Source organism: Serratia sp. X3 (assembly GCF_014982455.1).
Lineage (GTDB): Bacteria > Pseudomonadota > Gammaproteobacteria > Enterobacterales > Enterobacteriaceae > Serratia > Serratia ureilytica.
Map to the genome: position 1 here is coordinate 1 of NZ_JADCNB010000002.1, position 21,217 is coordinate 21,217.

Below are 21,217 nucleotides of genomic sequence, written 5' to 3' on the forward strand. Positions count from 1 at the left end.
TCTTGAACTCCTGCACGCTGCCGTCCTGCTCTTCGACGCGCACGTCCAGCTCGCCGGAAACGGCGTCGTTGATGTCCTGAATGCGGAACGGCCCCGCCGCCACTTGCGTTTCATACAGCACGCGCCCTTGCTGGCTGACCACCACCTTGGCGTTGGTTTTCGCCACGCCGGTCACTTCCGGCGCATAGCCGCGCAGGTTGGGCGGCAACATGCTGTCGTCGGATCGAAGACTGACGCCGGTAAAGCGCAGGCTGTCGAAAATGTCGGAGTTCAGGTAATCCTCCCCCATCGTCAGCCGCGAACGCAGCGCCGGGATCGCCCGATAGGCGTAATAGCGGCTCCAGTCGAACTGTTTATCAGTCGGCTGAGAAGATCCGGTCTGGTGGTTGAGGTTGGCCTGCCAGTCGGCGCGCAGGCGCCAGGCGCCCAGGTTGGCGCCGCCGGTGCCGTTGCCGCTCAGGCTGTAGCTGCTGCCGCCTTTCTGGTGCTTTTGCGTTTGGGCGTTGACGTTATAGTCAAACAGCAGCCCGGGAATACCGTCATCCCAGCGCGAAGGCGGATCCCAGTTTTCCGAGCTGTACTCCAGATAGGCCTGTGGGATGTTGAGATACAGCGCGGAACTGGCGAGATCGCCGCGCGCTTCCATCCCCGCCAGACTGGAGGCGTCAAGGCAGCGGCCACCGTGTGTCCAGTTCAGCGTGCTTAACAGTTTTTCTTTCAGCCCCAGTTGGTTGACCAATGCCGGTGAAAGACAGGCTTCACTGCCTTTAGGATCGTTCTCAGGCGCCAAAAACGTCACTGGCTGTTCCGGCAGGTCGTTCTTATTGACGTGCACCACCATGGTATAAACGCCCGGCATGATGTAGCCGCTGCGCGTAAATTGGCTCAGATCGATATTTTTACGATCGTTGATGTCTAATACGTCAGTATTGAATTGAATAACGTCGGCGGCATAGACCAACGCAATCGGATTTCCCAGAGAAAGGGCAACACAGAGCCCCAAAGCTTGAAGACGAAATAACTTCCCTGCCGGTGAAAGCATAATAAAAGTCCTTTCAATAACGAATTAACCGTCAGTACGAGAAAAAATCAAAAATAATCCAGCTTAAAACGCACTGTGGAAAAATACGCTCCCGCCTTCAACGGCTGATGATTCGGCATCAACGTCATGGAATAATTCAGCACTCTATTTCCCGGTATTATTCCTTCCATCGGTAAGGGTTTCCCTGGAATAACCGGCGTGCCGTTGCTGTCTTTTATCTTCAATGCGACGCCGCGCGCCTCGCCCTGTACGCCAAACAGAGCGCCTTCCGCATAACCATCAAACGTGACCTGAAAGAATTTCCAATCAGGTTTGTTTTCCGGTCGTTCCAAAATGCAGTTGACCAATTCAATACTGAAAGGTTTGGTCATCCCCTGGCCGTCACGAATGATCTGCCCGAGAGGAAGAGTGTCCATATCGATCGTCTGATCGCGGCTGCCGGCGGCAATGGCGCAGGCGGTGTCGATAATGGCGCCGTGCATGCTGACCTTGCCCCACCCCTGCGCGGCGGAAGTTGCATAGCCGGGCGCAAACGCCAACGACGCCAAAAGAACGGCACCCGCTCGATTCCTTGGTAAAAACATCGCGACATTCCTTTGACAGGGAGATTCACCAGGCATGCGGCGAACCCCATGCCTGGTTGATTAAGCCTTCGGACTCACTTACTGATAAGCCAGGGTGAAATCGGCTACGGCGGTGAAGTCGCCCGGAACGATGGCGGCGGAAGCGCCTTCGCCCTGCAGATAGGCGGCGAAATGCAGGGTGTTGTTGCCGGTGTTCAGAGTCTGCGCGGTAGTCGCTTCCCCCAGTTTGATCGGCTGGCCGTTGTAAGAGATGGCTACGCCGGCGCCGCTGGCGGTGCCCGCGATGCCCAGCAGATCCTTATCGGTAGACGATGCTACGCCGCTGAAGGTGGTTTTAACGGTTTTCAGGGTGGTGATGTCGCACTGCTCCAGCTTGATTTCAAACGGACGCGGGTTGGATTTGCCGCCGTTTTTCAACGCCACGTTGGACACCTGGCCCAGATCTACGGTCTGATCGATCGACTCAGGCGCAATAGAGCATGGCGCATCAATAATAGAGCCCGTGAAGGTGACCTTACCGTGTCCCTGATCGGCTGCCTGTGCAAAAGAACTTGCGCCAAATGCAATCACTGCAGCCATCATGATTTTGTTAAGTTTCATAGAACCTATATTCCTTATAAGAAAAAATGCATATTCCAATCAAGAAAAAGAGCAACAGGAAACCTGCTCGCGCTTATATGTGCGCAGCCCTGATTCTTTAGCATCTTGCTAGTTGGTTAACTGCCAAAACCCAAAGGCACCGACAATAAAAAGTCGATAACGGTAAGTCTGCAGCGGCCCACCCATTAATGAATTCGCCCTATAAAAATAAACGAAATCACAACAAGCAGGGGCCAATACTTTCTAATCCGCCCTTCTTGTCCGGCGATGAATATTCTGGCAAATACCTCTCAGCAAAAAAAGGCTTTTTTTGATCAAGGCGAACATTCGCAATTTATTTCCTAATTAAAGTTAATTTACTGTTATTTTTAGGCTCATAGATCGTAAAAAATACTTTTATAGAGCAATATCCTGTTTTTGCGAGATTCACAAGTAATCAGATCGCAAAGTGGCTCTTTGTGAATATAATAAACCAAAATTTTAGGTTTCTGCGTGACGCCACCCCTACCTGAACATAGGTAAAAACGGGGCGGGCAACGCCTTTTTTTTCAATCCTGATAAATAGATAGGAATTTTCTTTGTTCGCGTTTTACCTCGTTATTGGTAGACGGCGAATGTTTGTTTTTTCTTAGGAATACGGCAATCGGAATACAGAGGAAGTGCTATGGAAGCGTTATCTCCGAAACAAAAGGAAATACGGCAATTGCAGCACGATCTGCTGCAAACATTATTCGCGCAATCGCCCCGTCAATGTCCCGTCGCCGGGCCGCCGCCACAGCAGCAGTGGCTCTCGACACGGCAACTGGCCAATGCCGTCAACGTCGGTGTTTACCGGGCTCGACGGCTGTTATTGGATCTTGTCGCCCGACAAGAAGTGATTGTGACGGACGGCTCAATCAACAACTCGTTGAGGTGGTATCCCACCGCGTTGCTGGACGGTGGCGATAACAACGGCATACCCAACAAAGATGCATCTCACTCTCCTTTAACGGAATAAATATGGCCAGCCGGCCTGATTGGCAATATTTCATTGCGGAGTAACGCCGCACACCATTTATATATATCGGGATATTATCGTGAGAAAAACAGCCCTGCTATTTTTACGTTGCTGCCTGGCACTCTCTTTCTTCCTGCTGTTTGGCAATGCCAACGCATTTACTTGCCGCACGTCCGATGGCGGACTTATTCCCCCGGGGGGATCGGCCACGCCGGTTGACGTCCGGGTTCGCATCGGACCGCAGCTTTCTTATGGCAAAAACGAAATCGTCAACGTCAGCCAGGTCACCTGTAAAAACGACGTCGCGAGCTGGTACGACTATCTCAAAACCGATAGCCCGGCGCTGTCGATGAACGGCGCGATTTTTGGCTCGATCGGCAGCGGCACGACCATCAACGGCAGCGACTATAACTCCCCGGTGCCTGCCGGCATCAGCGTACTCAGCCTCACCGGCTTGCAGACCCAGTCTGTCGCCATCCGGGTCTATATCGTGTTGAACCGTTTCCCAACGCCGGACATCAAGGTGAATAAGGGTGACGTCATCGGCCAAATCAACTTTATTCAGACCAACGATCAACCGGGCTGCCCACAGTGCGGCGTTTATCGCTGGCGCCTGATCGCCGACAACGACGCCTACTTCGTCACCACCAGTTGCACCATCAACAACGGCCAGCAAATTAATGTCGATTTTGGTCAGATCCGCCAGGACTTCCTGACCCAGAGCGCCAACGACGCCCAGATCAAACAGGACAAAGCGCTCAGCTACCAATGCGACGATCAGAGTGCGACGCAGGATATTCTGATCCGGATGGTCAGCGACGCCAGCGGCTTCTCCAGCGATTTTATCAAGACCACCAACCCCAACGTCGGCGTGGCCATGGTGCACAACGGCGCGGTGGTAAAGCCCAACAATGCCTTCAGAACGCGCATCGTCAACGGTCTGGGCAACGACACCGTCACCTTTGTACCGGTGAAGAACAATGTCCCTTACACCAGCATCGCCACCGGTCCGCTGTCGGGCTCGGCCACGCTGATCTTCAGCGCACCTTGAGACGGGAGCCAGAATGAACATGACGATAAAAACGGGCTGCGCCCTGCTGTTGGCGCTGGAATTGATTAGCTCGGCCGCTCAGGCCGCCGATCAGGGTACCAAAGTCAACATCACCGCCACCGTGGTGGCGCCTCCGCCTTGCGTGATCAACGACGGGCGCACCATCGATATCGACTTCGGCAAGGTCGGCATCAAACGCATCGACGGCAGCCGCTATATGCAACGCATCGATTACAGCATCAAATGCGAGTTTCTGGATAACAGCCGCCAGTTGAAAATGAAGATCATGGGCAGCGCGGCGGCCTTTGACAACAGCGTGTTGACCAGCAGCGTCACTGGATTGGGCATCAAGCTGTTGGCCAACGGTAAGGCCTTCGCCATCAATACGCCGCTGAACATCGACTACGCCAATCCACCGACGCTTGATGCGGTGCCGGTAAAAAACAGCGCCGTCTCCCTGGCGGAAGGTGATTTTACCAGCGGCGCCACCATGCTGGTGGACTACTTTTAAACACCCGCATCTCAGAAACTCGCGAAAAAAAAGCCGCAACGTCTCCGTTGCGGCTTGGTCAAGGATCGTGCGCCTGAGGCGCGCTCCTCACATCAGGGTATTTAGCCGAAGATCCCGCCGAACCACTGGCTCAGCTTCATCATCACCATATCCCAGATGCGGCTGAAGAAGTTGCCCTCTTTCACCTCTTGCATCACCACCAGCGGGTGCTGTTCGATGGTTTTGCCGTCCAGCTGGAAATCGATGGTGCCGACCACCTGGTTTTTCGCCAGCGGCGCTTCCAGCGTCGGTTGGGTCAGCTTGTAGCTGGCCTTCAGGTTTTTCATCTGCCCTTTCGGAATGGTGACCGAGGCGTCTTTCGCCACGCCGAGCGGCACTTCGCTGACGTCGCCGAACCACACTTTCTGAGTGACGAACGGTTTATCGGCCTTGATCGGCGTCGCGGTTTCATAGAAACGGAAGCCCCAGGTCAACAGCTTTTCGCTTTCGCTAAAGCGCACGCGATCGCTCGGCGCGCCCAGCACCACCGAGATCAGGCGCATCGGGCCGTCGGTGGCGGACGCCACCAGGTTGTGACCGGCGCCGCTGGTGTAGCCGGTCTTGATGCCGTCGACGTTCAGGTTACTGCTCCACAGCAGACGGTTGCGGTTAATCTGGCGGATCTTGTTGAAGGTGAACTCTTTCTCTTTATGCAGCGCGTATTCGTCCGGCACGTCGCGGATCAGCGCCTGGCTCAGCAGCGCCATGTCGCGCGCTGTGCTGTACTGCCCTTCCGCATCCAGGCCGTGCACCGTCAGGAAGTGGGTATTCTGCAGGCCCAGGGATTTGGCGTAGTTGTTCATCAGGCCGACGAACGAATCCTGGCTGCCCGCCACGTAGTCCGCCAGCGCGATGCTGGCGTCGTTGCCGGACTGGATCACGATGCCTTTATTCAGCTCCAGTACCGGCACCTGATCGCCCGGCTTGATGAACATCAGCGAAGAGCCGCGCAGCGCCGGGTTACCGGGCGCCCAGGCGTCTTTGCCGACGGTGACCATGTCTTCCGGCTTGATCTTGCCGGCCTTGATCGCCTGGCCGATCACGTAGCTGGACATGATCTTGGTCAGGCTGGCGGGATCGAGACGCGTATCGGCATTGCCTTCGGTCAGCACTTTGCCGCTGTTGTAATCCATCAGAATGAAGGCCTTGGCGTCTACCTGCGGCGGCGCCGGCGGCTCGGCCGCGTGTACGGCCGGGGCGGCCAGCAACAGGATACCTACGCTGAAGGTCAGTTTTTTCAGGGAAGTGGATAAGTTTTTTTTCATCATGACGTCGCCAGAGTGTCCATTCAAAACCATTGAAATAGCGTTAACTTTCAAACATGTTCACGTTTTAAGCCAACCAGCGAGAGTGGCCCGGTGCGCGCGTGCCGGCCGCAACCCCCTGCGGCGCCCGTAGCGGGTAACACAACACACCGAAAATGCCCTTGCTGTGAGTTTATGTGATTTATCTTATTTTTGCAGGGTTTAGCGTGAATTTTCAGCATTTTTACATAACTGTACGCAGGCACGCACTTATCGTTCAAAAAAGCATCGAGACGCGCACTTTCGCCCCTATCCACGGCTAAACGGCCAAGCATCTGCACCGCTAAACATCTGCGCTTCCATACGTCTAAAAAAGATTAATATATTCCATAATGGCATATAGAACCGTTATTTGTTCTTTTTAAAGCGCTTATCCTCAGCGCTATCATCCGCACAACGACTTTTATACCGAATAATCCTGGAGATGAGTCATGGCGATCCCCCATTCCGTCATCGAGATGATTGGCAATACCCCGATGTTGGAACTGACCCAGTTTGATACCGGCCCGTGCCGGCTGTTCGTCAAGCTGGAGAACCAAAACCCCGGCGGTTCGATCAAAGACCGTGTGGCGCTGTCGATGATCGAGCAGGCCGAGCGCGACGGCAAACTGCAGCCGGGCGGCACCATCATCGAAGCCACCGCCGGCAATACCGGCCTGGGGTTGGCGCTGGTGGCGGCGCTGAAAGGCTATAAGCTGCTGCTGGTGGTGCCGGACAAGATGAGCCGCGAAAAGATCTTCCACCTGCGCGCGCTGGGCGTAGAGGTGTTGCTGACCCGTTCGGACGTCGGCAAGGGGCACCCGGCTTATTATCAGGATTACGCTAAACGCCTGGCCGAGGAGATCCCCGGCGCCTTTTATATCGATCAGTTCAACAACCCGGCCAACCCGGCGGCCCATACCACCACCACCGCGCCCGAACTGTGGCGGCAGATGGATCATGACGTGGACGCCATCGTGGTTGGCGTCGGTTCCGGCGGCACGCTGGGCGGGTTGAGCCGCTATTTCGCCGAGGTTTCGCCGCAGACGGAATTCGTGCTGGCCGACCCTGCCGGCTCTATCCTGGCGGACTATCTCGACCACGGCCAAATCGGCGAAGCGGGCAGTTGGCTGGTGGAAGGCATCGGCGAAGACTTCGTCCCGCCGCTCAGCGACTTTGACCAGGTGCGCCACGCTTACCGCATCGGCGATGAAGAAGCCTTCACCACCGCGCGCGATCTGCTGCGCAAGGAAGGCGTGCTGGCGGGCTCCTCCACCGGCACCCTGCTGGCCGCCGCTCTGCGTTACTGCCGCGCGCAAACCGAACCCAAGCGGGTCGTGACCTTCGTTTGCGACAGCGGCAACAAATACCTGTCTAAAATGTATAACGACCACTGGATGCTGGAGCAGGGCCTGCTGAGCAAACCGCAGCACGGCGATCTGCGCGATCTGATCGCCTATCGCCACGACGAAGGCGCCGCCGTTTCCGCCGCGCCGGACGACACGCTGGCGATCGTGCACGCCCGTATGCGGCTGTACGACATCTCGCAGCTACCGGTGCTGGAAGGCGATCGGGTGGTCGGATTGATCGATGAGTGGGATCTGCTGAACGCCGTCCAGGCCGACGCCGCCCACTTCAGCCTGCCGGCCGGCAGCGCGATGACCAAGCAGGTCCAGACGCTGCAAAAGGAAGCCGGCTACGAGGAATTACAGGCCACCTTCAACCATGGCCACGTCGCGGTGGTGCTCGACGGCGAGCGCTTCCTCGGCCTGATTACCCGCACAGACGTGCTTAACGCCTGGCGCCAAAAATTACGTTAATAAGGACCCATTATGGCCAAGTTTGATACGTTGACCGTTCACGCCGGTTACACCCCAGACGCGACCGGCGCAGTGATGCCGGCGATTTACGCCACCTCCACCTACGCCCAACCGGCGCCGGGCGAACATACCGGCTACGAATACTCCCGCAGCGCTAACCCGACGCGCACCGCGCTGGAAAGCGCCATCGCCGAACTGGAAGGCGGCAGCCGCGGCTACGCCTTCGCCTCCGGTCTGGCGGCCTGCTCCACGGTGCTGGAGCTGCTCGATAAAGACAGCCACCTGATCGCGGTAGACGACCTGTACGGCGGCACCTATCGCCTGCTGGAAAAAGTGCGCAGCCGCACCGCCGGCCTGCGCGTGACTTACGTGTCGCCGGCGGATCTCGCCGGGCTGGAACAGGCGATCGAACCGGATACCAAAATGATCTGGGTCGAAACGCCGACCAACCCGCTGCTCAAGCTGGCGGACCTGAGCGCCATCGCCGCAATCGCCAAAAAGCATCAGCTCATCAGCGTGGCGGACAACACCTTCGCCTCGCCGTATCTGCAACGCCCGCTGGATCTGGGCTTTGACGTGGTGGTGCACTCCGCCACCAAATACCTCAACGGCCACTCCGATGTGGTGGCGGGCGTTGCGGCGGTGGGCGATAACCCGGCGCTGGCGGAACAGCTCGGCTTCCTGCAAAACGCGGTCGGCGGCATTCTCGATCCATTCAGCAGCTTCCTGACGCTGCGCGGCATTCGCACTCTGGCACTGCGCATGCAGCGCCACAGCGACAGCGCGCTGCGCATCGCCCAGTGGCTGGAGAGCCAGCCGCAGGTGGAAAACGTCTATTACCCCGGCCTGCCGAGCCATCCGCAGCATGAGCTGGCGGCGCGCCAGATGACGCGCTTCGGCGGCATGATCTCGGTACGGCTGAAAGGCGACGACGCCTATGCGCGTCGGGTCATCCAGCGTTCGCGCCTGTTCACCCTGGCGGAAAGCCTGGGCGGCGTGGAAAGCCTGATCAGCCAACCGTTCAGCATGACGCACGCCTCCATTCCGCTGGAACAGCGCCTGGCAACCGGCATCACGCCGCAGCTGGTGCGCCTGTCGGTAGGGATTGAGGATGTGGAAGATCTGATCGCCGATCTGCAGCAGGCGCTGGCGGAATAATCGCCGCATCAGCACACCATCAGCCCGGCCGACGCGCCGGGCTTTTTTACGCCCGGCGTTCAGACGCCGATGACATCCTGATAAAAACGGTGCGCCACATCGGGGTGAGAGCGGATACGCCCTTTCAGGTAATTGTCGCCCACGTCGCGAAACAGCGGGTTGAGCGGATCGCTGGCCGGGCCGCGCGCCTGTGCCGCCAGCTGCGGCGGCAGTTGATACAACGGCACCACCGCGTCCAGCCGCGCGCCGAGGAAGAAAGCGATCGACAACCTGTCGCGCCCCGCCGGTGGCGTTTCCACCCGGTGCACCGTGGCGCGCAGATAGCCGTTGGTCGCGAGTTCCAGCAGCTCGCCGATGTTCACCACGAAGGTGTCTTCACGTGGCTGCGCGTCTATCCATTGCCCTTCGCTCACCTCTACCTGCAGCCCTTTTTGCGCGTCCTGCAGCAAAAAGCTGAGAAACCCGGAGTCCTTGTGCGCGCCGACGCCCTGTGCGCTGCCGGTGGCGTCCCGCCCCGGATAGCGGATAAGTTTGATGTGCTCGTTGGGCTTCTCGCCGTACAAGCGATCGAACGCCTGCTCCGGCAGCGACAGCGCCAAAGCGAAAGCGCGCAGCAGCCGCAGCGACATGGCGGTCATGGCCTGTTGCCACTGCAGCAGCAGCGGTTTCAGCGTCGGCAGCGCCGCCGGCCACTGGTTTGGCCCCTGCAGGCGCGCCCAGCGCGGCGTGTCATCAGACAGCGTCAGCGCCGGGCGTTCGGCGCCGATATCGAACTGCTCGCGCCAGTCAGGCTGCCCGCGCGTGAGTTCCGCCGCCGCCCGGTTGTAACCGCGAAAGTGCGGCGAATGCACCATCTGCACCGCCAGCTTGTCGGCTTCCGGCAGGGCGAAAAATTGCCGCGCGGCGTGCTGCAGCCGCGCATTCAGCGCGCCGTCCACGCCGTGGCCGCGCAGATAGAAAAAACCGACGTCGCGGGCCGCCGCGCGCAGATCGTCGAGAAAGGCGCGCCGTTGGCGCGCATCACCATCAAGCTGCGAAAGATCCAGCAGCGGCAGCGTCTTCTGCGTCGTCAGATGCGTCATCATGCGGTTCCTCTTCTTCCCCGATCGCGATCGGGCTGCCATACAGGCGAATAATCAACATGGTCACTCCCCAGCGGGTAGCTGCATTTGCTTCATAGTTATCACCGCGCTCGCCGAAGCGGCCAATATTGTTGCGTTCTAAGTTATGCAAACGTTCAACAAACTGTCGCAAAACCGTCATCAATGTTTCTTATGCTCTGCGCAATTTCGCCGACGCCGCTGGCTGGCGACGTGCGCTATCCGCTATCCTGTAAACGACCTCATACCCTGCCTGCCGGAGAAATACTGATGGATTTAGCCTTATTCGACCTGGATGAAACCCTGATTGACGATGACAGCGCCAGCCTGTGGATCCGCTGGCTGGTCGGCCAGGGGTTCGCGCCAGCGGAGCTGGAACTGCAGGAGCAGCAGCTGATGCAGCTCTATTATCAGGGCAAGCTGTCGATGGAGGACTACATGCAGGCCACGCTGGCGCCGCTGGCCGGCCTGAGCGTGCAAACCGTGGCCGGCTGGGTGCAGCGTTACATCCGCCGCGACATCCTGCCGCGCGTCTATCCCGCCGCCCGCGAACGCCTGCAGTGGCACCGCGAACGCGGCGACTGCATCCTGGTGATCTCCGCCACCGGCGAGCATCTGGTGGCGCCGATCGCCGAACAGCTCGGCGCCGACGATGCGCTGGCGATCGGCGTGGAAATCAGCGATGGCCGCTTCACCGGCAACACCTACGGCACCATGACCTATCAACAGGGCAAGGTGATCCGCCTGCAGCACTGGCTGGCGCAGCACCCGCACCTGAAGTTCGAGCACAGCCACGGCTACAGCGACTCTCTCAATGACAAGGCGATGCTGCAATTCGTCGACAGCGCCACGGTGATCAACCCCGACAGCGAACTGAGCGCGCTGGCGGCGGAGCGCGGCTGGGAAGTGTGCCGCTGGGAACGCTGAGCGGCAGACAAAAAGTGCCCTGCGGTGTGACAAAAAGCGCGTTGTGGCGTAGGTATAGAGGGTCCTTATTATCCGCTAACGGAGTTATCCCATGCTGACCATTTGGGGTCGTGAGAATTCGAACAACGTCAGGAAGGTGCTGTGGTGCGCCGCCGAATTGGGGCTCAACTACACCCACATCAACGCCGGCGGGGCGTTCGGCAAAGTCAACGAAGAGAGTTACCGCGCGTTGAACCCGAACGGCCTGGTGCCGCTGCTGCAGGACGATGACTTCGTGCTGTGGGAGTCCAACACCATCGTGCGCTACCTGGGGGCGAAATTCGGCGACGCGACGTTCTATCCGCAAGATCTGCAGGCGCGCGCCGCCGCCGAGAAATGGATGGACTGGACCACCTCGACGATTGTCCCGGCCTTCACCATCGTCTTTTGGGGCCTGATACGCACCGCGCCGGAGCTGCGCGACATGGCGAAAATCGAAACGGCGATCGCCACGCTGGAAAAACACTTCGACGTCATCGAACAGACGCTGGCGCACCAGCCTTACCTCTCCGGCGGCGCGTTCGGTTTCGGCGATATCCCGCTCGGCAGCTTCGCCTACGCCTGGTTCGAAATGCCGATCGCCCGCCGCCCGCGGCCGAACATGGAGCGCTGGTATCAGCAACTGCGCGCACGCCCGGCCTACCAGCGCGGCGTGATGAGCGCACTCACCTGACGCGTGCGGGGCGTTAGGACGCCCCGACCTTCAGCAGCTTGCCGTCCCGTTCGTCCGTCAGCAGATACAGGTAGCCATCCGGCCCGCTGCGCACCTCGCGGATGCGTTCGCCGCGATCGCCCAGCAGCCGCTCTTCCGCCACCACCTTGTCCCCCTCCAGCGTCAGGCGAATCAGTGCCTTTTGCGCCAGCGCGCCGATGAACAGCGAGTGCCGCCAGGCGGGGAAGCGCTGCCCATCATAGAACGCCATGCCGCTGAGGCCGGGCGAAACCCGCCAATAGTGGAGCGGTTGTTCGGTGCCGGGCACCCGCTCCCCTTTCGCCTCGGGGATCGGCTGGCCGGAATAGTTGATACCGTAGGTGGCCAGCGGCCAGCCGTAGTTTTTACCCGGCAGCGGGATGTTGAGCTCATCGCCGCCGCGCGGACCGTGCTCATGCTCCCAGATTGCGCCGCTCCACGGGTTCAACGCCAGCCCTTGCGGATTGCGATGGCCATAAGACCAAACCTCCGGGCGTTTACCTGCCTGGCCGACCCAGGGGTTGTCCGGCGGCACGGCGCCCTCGGCGGTCAGCCGCACCAGCTTGCCCTGCAGTTTGTCGGTCTCTTGCGCCGTCGGCCGCTGATTGTTTTCGCCCAGCGTGATAAACAGGTAGCCTTGCCGATCAAACGCCAATTTGCCGCCGAAGTGATTGCCGACCGACAGCTTGGGCTGCTGACGGAAGATCACCTTAAAGTTTTCCAACCGCGCGTCATCGTCGCTCAGGCGGCCATAGCCGACCGCCGTGCCGGCTTTGCCGCCCTCGCCCGGTTCGGCGAAGCTGAGATACACCCGGCGGCTGGCGGCGAAATCGGGCGCCGGCAGCACCTCCAGCAGGCCGCCCTGCCCTTCAGCGTAGACCTGCGGCACACCGGCGATCGGCGGCGACAGCCCTTTATCCTGCTGCCACAGCCGCAGCCGGCCGGGCCGTTCAGTGATAAGCAGGCCTTGTTCCGCCGGCAAGAAGGCCAGCGACCAAGGGTGTTCCAGGCCGTCCTGCAGTTGGCTGACCGTCGGCGCGGCGTGCGCCAGGCCGCTGCACAGCAGCAACCCGGCCAGCAGAGTCAATCGGGGCATGGCGTCCTCCTGAAGATAAAATGACCCGTTTAGTGTAGCCCACTCAGCAGAAGCGGTCGTTTGTATTACATTTCAACAGGTTGCCTTTTCGCCGCCATGTGCTTAAGTTAATCCATTACCCAGGAGGAAAAATGGACATTACCGTTACCGACGCGATCGACGAACAAACCCTCGATGCGATCAGGCAAGGCCTGCGCGCTTACAATCTGCCGCATATCGACGCCAGCCACCGCAAACCGCTCAGCGTCTATGCGCGCGACGAAGCCGGCGCGGTGATCGGCGGCCTGACCGCCGAAACCTGGGGCAACTGGCTGAGCGTCGAGTGGCTGTGGGTGGCGGATACCCAACGCGGCAGCGGCCTCGGCGGCCGGCTGATGCGCGCCGCCGAGCACGAGGCGCAGGCGCGCGGCTGCCGCTACGCCCGCCTCGACACCTTCAGCTTCCAGGCGCGGCCGTTCTACGAAAAGCTCGGCTATCAGCTGCAAATGACGCTGAAAGAGTATCCGGTGGAACATGAGTGTTATTTACTCACCAAAACTCTGACTGATTAATGGATGGACGGATGGACAGCAAAAGCATGGTGGTGAACTGTGTGGCGTACAAAGCCGGCCAACGGCTGGGCGAAGTGACCATCGACGATATCAGCGAGGTGGTCAAACAGCCCGACACCTTCATCTGGCTGGGATTAAGGCAGCCGGAGCCGGCGTTTATGCGCAAGGTGCAGGAGGAGTTCGGGCTGCACGACCTGGCGATCGAAGACGCGCTGTGCGCGCACCAGCGGCCGAAGCTGGAGACCTACGGCGACTCGCTGTTCATCGTGGTGAAAACCGCGCAGTGGGGCGAGCACGACGAAATCGAATACGGCGAAACCCACTTCTTCGTCGGCAAAAACTTTCTGGTGACGGTGCGCCACGGCGCTTCGCCCAGTTACGCGCCGATCCGCGCCAAGGCGGAAGAGAACCACAAGCAGATGTGCCGCGGGCCGGGCTTCGCCCTCTATTCGGTGTTGGACTTCGTGGTGGATAACTACCGCAGCGTGGTGGCGCGCTTCGAGAGCACCATCGAGAACATTGAAGCCAACATGTTTCAGTCAGAATTCGATCAGGCGGCGATCGAGAACGTCTATACCCTGCGCCGCCATCTGCTGGCGCTGCGCAACGCCGCGCTGCCGATGGATGAAATCTGCAACCAACTGATCCGTCTGCACGAAGAGGTGATCCCGAAAGAGCTACGCGCCTACGTGCGCGACGTGCAGGATCACGCCCATCAGGTGGTCAGCAACATCGACGACATGCGCGAAATGCTGACCAACGCCATGCACGTCAATCTGGCGCTGGTGACGGTCAAACAGAACGAAGTGGTGAAACGGCTGGCGGGCTGGGGGGCGATTTTGGCTATCCCGACGGTGGTCTTCAGCCTGTACGGGATGAACTTCGCCGACATGCCGGAACTGAAGTTTCCTTGGGCCTATCACGCCACGCTGGGAGTGACCGCCGTCGGCTGCATTTTCCTGTATCAGAAACTGAAGAAATCGGGCTGGCTGTAAGCGCCTGAGCGGCGCTTCTCCCGCCGACAAAAACGATCGCGGGGCGGCTGGGCTCACCAGCCGCCCCGTTGCTTCAATACAGCAGCGGCCGCCGATCGCGATGCACGTGATTGTGGCGGCCGATGTGCTTGTCATCGGCCGCGCCGATATCCATCGATGCCAGCACCATGCCTTCGCCTGTCAGGCTCTGCGTCAACGGATAGCCGTCGGCGTCGACGATCACCGAACCGCCGATCCACGCAACGCCGCGCTCCGTTTCGCAACGATCGCACACCGCGATGAACAGCCGATTGACGGCCGCGTTGGCCTGCGCCTTCACCATCTCCGCCGGCCGTTCGCCCTGCGGGCGCGGCGCCAACGGCCAGTTGACCGGCGCGCACAGCAGCTGAGCGCCGGCCAACGCAGGCAAGCGCACCCACTCCGGAAACTCGAGGTCGTAACAGATCATCACCGCCAACCGGCCAAAGCGCGTCTCGACGACCGGCGGCGGCCGATCGCCGGCGGTAAAGATCGAACTCTCTTCATGCCACAGGTGCGCTTTGCGATAAATCGCCCTCACCCCCTGCGCATCGATCAACGCCGCGCTGTTGGCCACCTCACCCTCGGGCAGGCGCTCGCAAAAACCGGCGACGATCGCCACATCCAGCTCACTCGCCAGGGCACACCACAGGCTAAGGCTGGGCCCATCTTCGGCCTCGGCCAACGCCCGCGCCTCCGCCTTGTCGCGCAGCACATAGCCGCTGTTCACCAACTCCGGCAACACGATGACGTTGGCGCCGCGCTGCGCCGCCCGGCGGATCGCCTGGGCGGACAGCGCCCGATTATGTTCCGCTTCCCCTACCCGCAGCGCCAACTGGCAGCATGCGACGCTGATCGTACCCATGACTCACCTTCTCCTTACCTTCACCGTTAAACCGACAGGGCGGCGATGCGCCCTGCTCCTCAGTAAATCAGTAAAGGCGCCGTGATAAAAGCCCGGCTCGCCCCTCAGCGTTCAGTTTGAGTCTCTAGCTGCGGCGCCGGGCGGCTCAGCAGGCTGCCCAGCACGAAGGCGATGCCGCCGCCCAGCAGACCGCCGTAGATCGGGCTGTTGGCGTCGATGCCGTGCCAGATCATCAGCCCCACCACGCACAGGCTGCCGGTCAGCATGCTGGCGATGGCGCCGGCGCTGGTGGCGCGCGGCCAGAAGATAGCCCCCACCAACGGGATCAGCATGCCGCCCACCAACAGGTTGTAAGCCAGCGTTAGCGCCGCCAACACGTCACGCACCACAAACGCCAGCCCCAGCATGACCGCGCCCATGAAAAGCGTGGTGAAGCGCCCGGCGGCCAGCCCGCCGGACGGTTTGCGCCGGATGGCCGGCAACACGTCCTCCAGCGCGATGGTCGAAGAGGCCAACAGGCAGGCGCTGGCGGTGGACATCAGCGCCGCCAGGGCCGCCGCGGCCACCAGCCCGCTGACGCCGACCGGCAACACCGCCTGCGCGATGGCGGCGAAGGCGCCGTCGGTGTTGCTGAGCGACGGCAGCACGATCTTGCCGGCCATGCCGATCAGCGCGCCGGTCACGCCGTACAGCACGCAATAGACGCCCGCCCCCAGCCCGGCGAAGCGCGCCACGTTGGCGCTGCGGGCGGTGAACACCCGCTGCCAAATGTCCTGACCGATCAAAATGCCGAAAAAGTAGATCAGGAAAAATACCAGAATAGTATCCAGCCCTATCGACGACAGCTGGTAGTAACCGGCAGGCAGCAGGCTGGTGAACGCCTCCCAGCCGCCGGCCTTGACGATGCTCATCGGCATCAGCACCAGCATCATGCCGACGGTCATGATGATGAACTGAATGATGTCGGTCAGCGTCAGCGACCACATGCCCCCCAGCGTCGAATACAGCACCACCAGCCCGCCGCCGAGCAGGATAGACGCGCTGAACGACAAGCCGAACATCACTTGCATCACGCTGCCGATGGCGATGATCGAGGTCACCGCCACCATCAGGTCATATGCCAGCATGATCGCGCCGCTGGTGACCCGCGCCGCCGGATGATAGCGCCGCGACAGCACCTGGCTGACGGTATACAGCTTCAGCTTGAGCAGCGGCTTGGCCAGCACCAGGCTCAGCACCACGATGCCCAGCCCGAGCGCGCCGCACAGCCAGACGCCGGAGATGCCGTAGGTGTAGCCGAGCTTGACGCTGCCGATGGTCGACGCGCCGCCGAGCACCACCGCCGACAGCGTGCCCAGATACAGCCCCGGCCCCAGATTGCGCCCGGCGACCAGATACGCCTCTTTGGAATTGGCGCGGCGAATGCCCATCCACCCCACCGCGCCTATCACCAGAAAGTAAAACACCACAACCAGCAGATCGAGATTCATGGGTACCTCCACTCCGTTGTTATTGTTATCAGGGGGCCCGACGCAACCGCTCCGCCGGCAGGGTCAGTACGCCGGCCTCAGCGGACCGGCAGCACGCACAGCATTTCAAACAGCAGGTTGGCCGCCAGCAGTGCCGTATTGCCGGAGCGATCGTAAGGCGGCGACACCTCCACCACGTCGCCGCCAATCAGGTTCAGCCCACGGCAGCCGCGCACGATCTCCAGCCCTTGCCAAACCGACAGTCCGCCGACCTCCGGCGTGCCGGTGCCCGGCGCGAAGGCCGGATCCAGCCCGTCGATATCGAAACTGAGATAAACCGGCGCATCGCCCATCTGCTCGCGGATCTCCGCCATCAGCGGCGTCAGCGACCGATGCCAGCAGGCTTCGGCCGGCACCACGCGGAAGCCCTGGCGCCGTGACCAATCGAAGTCATCCGCCGCATAGCCGCTGCCGCGCAGGCCAATCTGCACCACCTTTTCCGGCGCCAATAGTCCTTCCTCAAACGCGCGGCGGAAGGTGGTGCCGTGCGCCAGCTGTTCGCCAAACATCTCCTCGTTGGTGTCGGAATGCGCATCGACGTGGATCAGCCCCACCGGGCCATGTCGATGGGCGATGGCGCGCAGCACCGGCAGCGTCAGGGTGTGGTCGCCGCCGAGCGTCAACGGCGTGCAGCCGTGCGCCAGGATCTCGTGGTAAGCCGCCTCGATGCGCCGTACGCTGTCCGCCAGGCTGTAGGGGTTAATGGCGACGTCCCCCAGATCGGCCACCTGCAGCCGTTCGAATGGGGCGGAGCCGGTACCCATGTTGTAGGGGCGGATCATCACCGACTCCTGGCGGATCTGGCGCGGGCCATAGCGGGTGCCGCTGCGATTGGAGGTGCCGATATCCAGAGGAATGCCGACAAAGGCGGCGTCCAGACCACGCGCCTGATCGGCGGCGGGCAGGCGCATCATGGTGGGGAGACCGGCAAAGCGCGGCATGTCGTTGCCGCTTTGGGGTTGGTTCAGCATGGCGTTTCCTTGTCTTGGGCTTGCGATAAATTGAAACATTTAAGCAACATTCGCAGACTACCCCGTTGACCACACCGGCTACCATTCCCGCTTTTGCATGTAAACATCGAAAAACACGATGTAACTAACCCATTGAAGCGTTGATTTTTATTTCAATCTCATGCCATAAGAAAGGCCATATCTTCAGCGCCGCGCCTATTTCTTCGATGTTAAAAATGGGTTAAGCGGCCGACGTTCTGCGGAGGGGGCGATGCTCACTAACCTAAGCGATATCGATCTGAAGCTGTTGCGGGTGTTCGTCGCGGTGGCGGAAGCCCAGGGCGCCAGCGCCGCACAGGAAACGCTGCTGATGAACCAATCCACCATCAGCACCCATCTGGCCTCGCTGGAAACACGGCTGGGTTTTCGCCTGTGCCAGCGCGGCCGCTCCGGCTTCCGGCTGACGCCCAAGGGGGAACGCATGCTGATCGCCTGCCGCTCGTTGTTCAACGCCGCCCGCGACTTCACCCGGGTCAGCCAGTCGCTGAACGGCCTGCTGACCGGCGATCTGCAAATCGGTCTGGTGGATAACCTGGTTTCACTGCCGGGCAACCCGTTCAGTCAGGCCATCAAGCACTTTCAGCGGCGCCACCAGGACGTGCAGTTGCAGTGCCGCATCTGTTCACCGAACGAGATTGAACAAGGGCTGCTGCACCGGCAGCTCGATCTGGGCATCGGCTACTTTGGCCAGCAGTTGGAGGCGTTGCGTTATCAACCGTGGCTGGAGGAGACGCAGGCGATCTATTGCAGTGAGGATCACCCGCTGTTCGCGGTGGAAGAACCCGAGCGCGAGCAGATTGAAAACGCGCGCTGGGTCAAGCGCGGCTACCTGCTCGCGCAGCAGCTGTGCCCGATCGCCCCGCCCCATCTGGCGGCGGTGGCTCACCACATGGAGAGCGTCGCCCATCTGGTGCTGAGCGGCACCTGTCTCGGTTATCTGCCCACCCACTACGCGGCGCGCTGGGTGGAGCAAGGGCGGCTGCGGCAGTTGGGCGGCGCAGCGCTCTCTTACCGCGCCACGCTCAGCCTGGTCAGCCGCCCCGTAGAGCCCGACGAGGCGTTGAACGCGCTGCTGGAAGATTTGGCGCGCGCCGGCGGAAAAAAGCCCCGCATGCGCGGGGCCTGACGGACGTTAACTGACCGGCATGCGCGCCGGATCGGGATACTGGTATTCAAAACCCAGCTCGTTGCAGATGCGGTTGCCGTCCACCAGCCGCTCATCCTGTTCCGCTTCGTCGGCAAACTGCGGCGGCTCCAGGTGCAGCTGCTCGGCCAGGGCCGGATAGAAATCGCGCTTGGCCGGATGACGCGGTGCGCACAGGTTGTACACGTGGCCGCCCTTCGGCAGCTTGAGCAGCAGTTGGATGGCGGCGATGACGTCGTCCTGATGCACCAGATTCACCCCCTGCGAGCCCCCCTTCACGTCGAGTTTTCCCGCCAGGAAGCGGCCGGGGTGACGATCGGCGCCCACCAGCCCCGCCAGGCGCAGAATGTCCACCGAGGTATTCGGCAGCTCGTGCAGCCAGCGCTCCAGCTCGGCCAATACCCGGCCGGACGGCGAGACCGGCCGCAGCGGCGACTCTTCACGCAGCGTGCCGGCGGTTTCGCCATACACCGAGGTGGAACTGGTGAAGATCACCCGCGGCACGCCGAAAGCCATTGCGCTGTCCACCAGCATGCGCACCGCATTGAAATAGTTCTCGCTGCCTTCAACGGTGCGGCGCGCGGGCAGCGTGACCACCAGCGCATCCACACGCAGCAGCGACGCCAGATCGTCCGGATCGCAGATCAATTCCGGCGTCAGCTCCAACTGATAACATTCGATGCCGCTCATCCGCGCGGCTTCGACGCCGTCCGGCGTGGTTTTGCTGCCGACCACATCGTACCCGCGGCCCATCAGCGACAACGCCAGCGGCATGCCTAACCAACCCAGGCCAATAATGGCTACCTTTTTCATCCTCTTCCTCTCCTGAAGAATGCAGCGCTCTACTTCTAAGGCTACGCCACTGCGCGCGGCGATACAATCTGCCCGGCTTAAGGTTAGGTAAAGCCGTCTATGGCTAATAACCCAACCTGTTTCAATAAATTAAATTTATGACGATAAAAAAGAGTTGCGCGGCGGACAGCGGATAGTTTAGCTTAAATGGCATACGGTTTTTTACCGACTTTTGCTGAGAGAAAACACCATGACACGCGTTCAGTTCAACCACCATCATCACCATCACCCTGACTAGTCTTTCAGGCGATGAGTGCTGGAAGACGGTTTGTTAATCTTCCAGTGGCGCGCAGAACGCAAGAGAGAGCCCTCGGAAGATTTCTTCCGAGGGTTTTTTTTTGGCTCCGGACAGACAGAAAAGAATAGTTTTTACAATAAATTCATAAAATTACAGATTAAACAGAGGTTACCATGCTGGACAAGACACGTTTACGGATCGCAATGCAGAAGTCGGGCCGCCTGAGCGATGAATCCCAGGAACTGCTGGCGCGCTGCGGCATCAAGATTAACCTGCAGCAGCAGCGTCTGATCGCCTTCGCCGAAAACATGCCGATCGATATCCTGCGCGTGCGCGACGACGACATTCCGGGTCTGGTGATGGACGGCGTGGTCGATCTCGGCATCATCGGCGAGAACGTGCTGGAAGAAGAGCTGCTCAGCCGCCGCGCCCAGGGTGAGGACCCGCGCTACTTCACCCTGCGCCGCCTCGATTTCGGCGGCTGCCGCCTGTCGCTGGCCACCCCGCTCGACGCCGAATACGCCGGCCCGCAAAGCCTGCAGGACGCCCGCATCGCCACCTCTTACCCGCACCTGCTGAAGCAATACCTCGACAAACAGGGCGTGCGCTTCAAATCTTGCCTGCTGAACGGCTCGGTGGAAGTGGCGCCGCGCGCCGGCCTGGCCGACGCCATCTGCGATCTGGTCTCTACCGGCGCCACGCTGGAGGCCAACGGCCTGCGCGAAGTGGAGGTGATCTACCGCTCCAAAGCTTGCCTGATCCAGCGCGACGGCGAAATGCCGGAAGCCAAACAGCAGCTGATTGACCGCCTGATGACCCGCATTCAGGGCGTGATCCAGGCGCGCGAATCCAAATACATCATGCTGCACGCGCCGAGCGAGAAGCTGGACGAGATCGTCGCGCTGCTGCCGGGCGCCGAACGCCCGACCATTCTGCCGCTGGCCGGCGCGCAGAACCGCGTGGCGATGCACATGGTCAGCAGCGAAACCCTGTTCTGGGAAACCATGGAAAAACTGAAAGCGCTCGGCGCCAGCTCGATTCTGGTGCTGCCGATTGAAAAGATGATGGAGTAACGCC

The 21,217-nt window shown here is 60.5% G+C and carries 23 protein-coding genes and 1 other annotated feature; of the genes, 12 read left to right on the forward strand and 11 right to left on the reverse strand.

What is annotated here, in order from left to right:
• The 3 genes from IMX17_RS10295 to IMX17_RS10305 form a co-directional block, all read right to left on the reverse strand.
• On the reverse strand, window positions 1-1,042 hold a 1,042-nt coding region (locus tag IMX17_RS10295), incomplete at its 3' end, for a fimbria/pilus outer membrane usher protein (protein WP_193549743.1).
• A gap of 47 nt (window positions 1,043-1,089) precedes the next feature.
• Window positions 1,090-1,626, reverse strand: coding sequence for a fimbrial protein (locus tag IMX17_RS10300; RefSeq protein WP_033642500.1), 537 nt, complete (start codon window positions 1,624-1,626; stop codon window positions 1,090-1,092).
• Between the two features lie 78 nt (window positions 1,627-1,704).
• Window positions 1,705-2,226 carry a fimbrial protein gene (locus IMX17_RS10305; RefSeq protein WP_025302212.1) on the reverse strand — a complete coding sequence of 174 codons (522 nt, stop codon included), beginning with the start codon at window positions 2,224-2,226 and terminating at the stop codon, window positions 1,705-1,707.
• Window positions 2,227-2,890: 664 nt separating this feature from the next.
• On the opposite strand from IMX17_RS10305, the gene IMX17_RS10310 reads away from it, so the two are divergent.
• The 3 genes from IMX17_RS10310 (at window position 2,891) to IMX17_RS10320 (ending at window position 4,785) form a co-directional block, all read left to right on the forward strand.
• Entirely contained in the window at window positions 2,891-3,223 is a 333-nt protein-coding gene (locus IMX17_RS10310; protein ID WP_025302211.1) for a hypothetical protein, read from the forward strand.
• A gap of 232 nt (window positions 3,224-3,455) precedes the next feature.
• Window positions 3,456-4,274 (forward strand): fimbrial protein, encoded by an 819-nt coding sequence (locus tag IMX17_RS10315; protein WP_033633691.1) that lies wholly within the window; start codon window positions 3,456-3,458, stop codon window positions 4,272-4,274.
• A 19-nt stretch (window positions 4,275-4,293) separates the two neighbouring features.
• Window positions 4,294-4,785, forward strand: a complete 492-nt coding sequence (locus IMX17_RS10320; RefSeq protein WP_227414547.1) for a fimbrial protein — start codon at window positions 4,294-4,296, stop codon at window positions 4,783-4,785.
• A 101-nt stretch (window positions 4,786-4,886) separates the two neighbouring features.
• Here the strand turns inward: IMX17_RS10320 and IMX17_RS10325 are convergent, their stop codons facing one another.
• Window positions 4,887-6,092 carry a serine hydrolase gene (locus IMX17_RS10325; RefSeq protein ID WP_033633487.1) on the reverse strand — a complete coding sequence of 402 codons (1,206 nt, stop codon included), beginning with the start codon at window positions 6,090-6,092 and terminating at the stop codon, window positions 4,887-4,889.
• Between the two features lie 467 nt (window positions 6,093-6,559).
• Between IMX17_RS10325 and IMX17_RS10330 the strand changes: the two genes are divergently transcribed.
• Window positions 6,560-7,927 (forward strand): cystathionine beta-synthase, encoded by a 1,368-nt coding sequence (locus tag IMX17_RS10330; protein ID WP_193549745.1) that lies wholly within the window; start codon window positions 6,560-6,562, stop codon window positions 7,925-7,927.
• Between the two features lie 12 nt (window positions 7,928-7,939).
• Entirely contained in the window at window positions 7,940-9,085 is a 1,146-nt protein-coding gene (locus IMX17_RS10335; protein ID WP_025302206.1) for a PLP-dependent aspartate aminotransferase family protein, read from the forward strand.
• A 59-nt stretch (window positions 9,086-9,144) separates the two neighbouring features.
• Here IMX17_RS10335 and IMX17_RS10340 read toward each other — a convergent pair whose 3' ends face one another.
• Window positions 9,145-10,167: an isopenicillin N synthase family oxygenase gene (locus IMX17_RS10340; RefSeq protein WP_033644235.1), complete on the reverse strand. Its 1,023-nt coding sequence runs from the start codon at window positions 10,165-10,167 to the stop codon at window positions 9,145-9,147.
• The gene (locus IMX17_RS10345; RefSeq protein WP_182265135.1) at window positions 10,112-10,348 is read right to left on the reverse strand and encodes a hypothetical protein; all 237 of its coding nucleotides are present in this window, start codon (window positions 10,346-10,348) and stop codon (window positions 10,112-10,114) included. The genes IMX17_RS10340 and IMX17_RS10345 overlap by 56 nt, the downstream gene beginning before the upstream one ends.
• A 107-nt stretch (window positions 10,349-10,455) precedes the next feature.
• On the opposite strand from IMX17_RS10345, the gene IMX17_RS10350 reads away from it, so the two are divergent.
• Both IMX17_RS10350 and IMX17_RS10355 read left to right on the forward strand, forming a co-directional pair.
• Window positions 10,456-11,112 (forward strand): HAD family phosphatase, encoded by a 657-nt coding sequence (locus IMX17_RS10350; RefSeq protein WP_033642497.1) that lies wholly within the window; start codon window positions 10,456-10,458, stop codon window positions 11,110-11,112.
• Window positions 11,113-11,203: 91 nt separating this feature from the next.
• A complete protein-coding gene (locus tag IMX17_RS10355; protein WP_046897035.1) occupies window positions 11,204-11,824 on the forward strand; it encodes a glutathione S-transferase family protein in 621 nt (206 codons plus the stop codon).
• Window positions 11,825-11,837: 13 nt separating this feature from the next.
• On the opposite strand, the gene IMX17_RS10360 is transcribed toward IMX17_RS10355, so the two are convergent.
• Window positions 11,838-12,938, reverse strand: a complete 1,101-nt coding sequence (locus IMX17_RS10360; RefSeq protein ID WP_193549746.1) for a PQQ-dependent sugar dehydrogenase — start codon at window positions 12,936-12,938, stop codon at window positions 11,838-11,840.
• 131 nt (window positions 12,939-13,069) lie between these two features.
• Between IMX17_RS10360 and IMX17_RS10365 the strand changes: the two genes are divergently transcribed.
• Window positions 13,070-13,489 (forward strand): GNAT family N-acetyltransferase, encoded by a 420-nt coding sequence (locus IMX17_RS10365; protein WP_033642494.1) that lies wholly within the window; start codon window positions 13,070-13,072, stop codon window positions 13,487-13,489.
• 11 nt (window positions 13,490-13,500) lie between these two features.
• Window positions 13,501-14,484, forward strand: coding sequence for a magnesium and cobalt transport protein CorA (locus IMX17_RS10370; protein ID WP_033642493.1), 984 nt, complete (start codon window positions 13,501-13,503; stop codon window positions 14,482-14,484).
• Window positions 14,485-14,557: 73 nt separating this feature from the next.
• On the opposite strand, the gene IMX17_RS10375 is transcribed toward IMX17_RS10370, so the two are convergent.
• From IMX17_RS10375 to speB, 3 genes are all read right to left on the reverse strand, one after another.
• Window positions 14,558-15,367, reverse strand: coding sequence for a nitrilase-related carbon-nitrogen hydrolase (locus IMX17_RS10375; protein WP_182264817.1), 810 nt, complete (start codon window positions 15,365-15,367; stop codon window positions 14,558-14,560).
• Between the two features lie 104 nt (window positions 15,368-15,471).
• Window positions 15,472-16,857 carry a sodium:solute symporter gene (locus IMX17_RS10380; protein WP_193549747.1) on the reverse strand — a complete coding sequence of 462 codons (1,386 nt, stop codon included), beginning with the start codon at window positions 16,855-16,857 and terminating at the stop codon, window positions 15,472-15,474.
• Window positions 16,858-16,934: 77 nt separating this feature from the next.
• Window positions 16,935-17,867, reverse strand: coding sequence for an agmatinase (speB, locus tag IMX17_RS10385; protein WP_193549748.1), 933 nt, complete (start codon window positions 17,865-17,867; stop codon window positions 16,935-16,937).
• A gap of 250 nt (window positions 17,868-18,117) precedes the next feature.
• Here speB and IMX17_RS10390 point away from each other — a divergent pair, with 250 nt between their 5' ends.
• Entirely contained in the window at window positions 18,118-19,032 is a 915-nt protein-coding gene (locus IMX17_RS10390) for a LysR family transcriptional regulator (RefSeq protein ID WP_193549749.1), read from the forward strand.
• 6 nt (window positions 19,033-19,038) lie between these two features.
• On the opposite strand, the gene IMX17_RS10395 is transcribed toward IMX17_RS10390, so the two are convergent.
• Window positions 19,039-19,863 (reverse strand): SDR family oxidoreductase, encoded by an 825-nt coding sequence (locus IMX17_RS10395; RefSeq protein WP_033642487.1) that lies wholly within the window; start codon window positions 19,861-19,863, stop codon window positions 19,039-19,041.
• 229 nt (window positions 19,864-20,092) lie between these two features.
• Between IMX17_RS10395 and hisL the strand changes: the two genes are divergently transcribed.
• Window positions 20,093-20,140, forward strand: a complete 48-nt coding sequence (gene hisL, locus IMX17_RS10400) for a his operon leader peptide (protein WP_100396937.1) — start codon at window positions 20,093-20,095, stop codon at window positions 20,138-20,140.
• Window positions 20,116-20,242, forward strand: a sequence feature (His leader region). (Overlaps the previous gene by 25 nt.)
• A 71-nt stretch (window positions 20,243-20,313) precedes the next feature.
• On the forward strand, window positions 20,314-21,213 hold the full coding sequence (hisG, locus tag IMX17_RS10405) for an ATP phosphoribosyltransferase (RefSeq protein WP_015377256.1): 900 nt from the start codon (window positions 20,314-20,316) through the stop codon (window positions 21,211-21,213).
• Window positions 21,214-21,217: the final 4 nt, after the last annotated feature.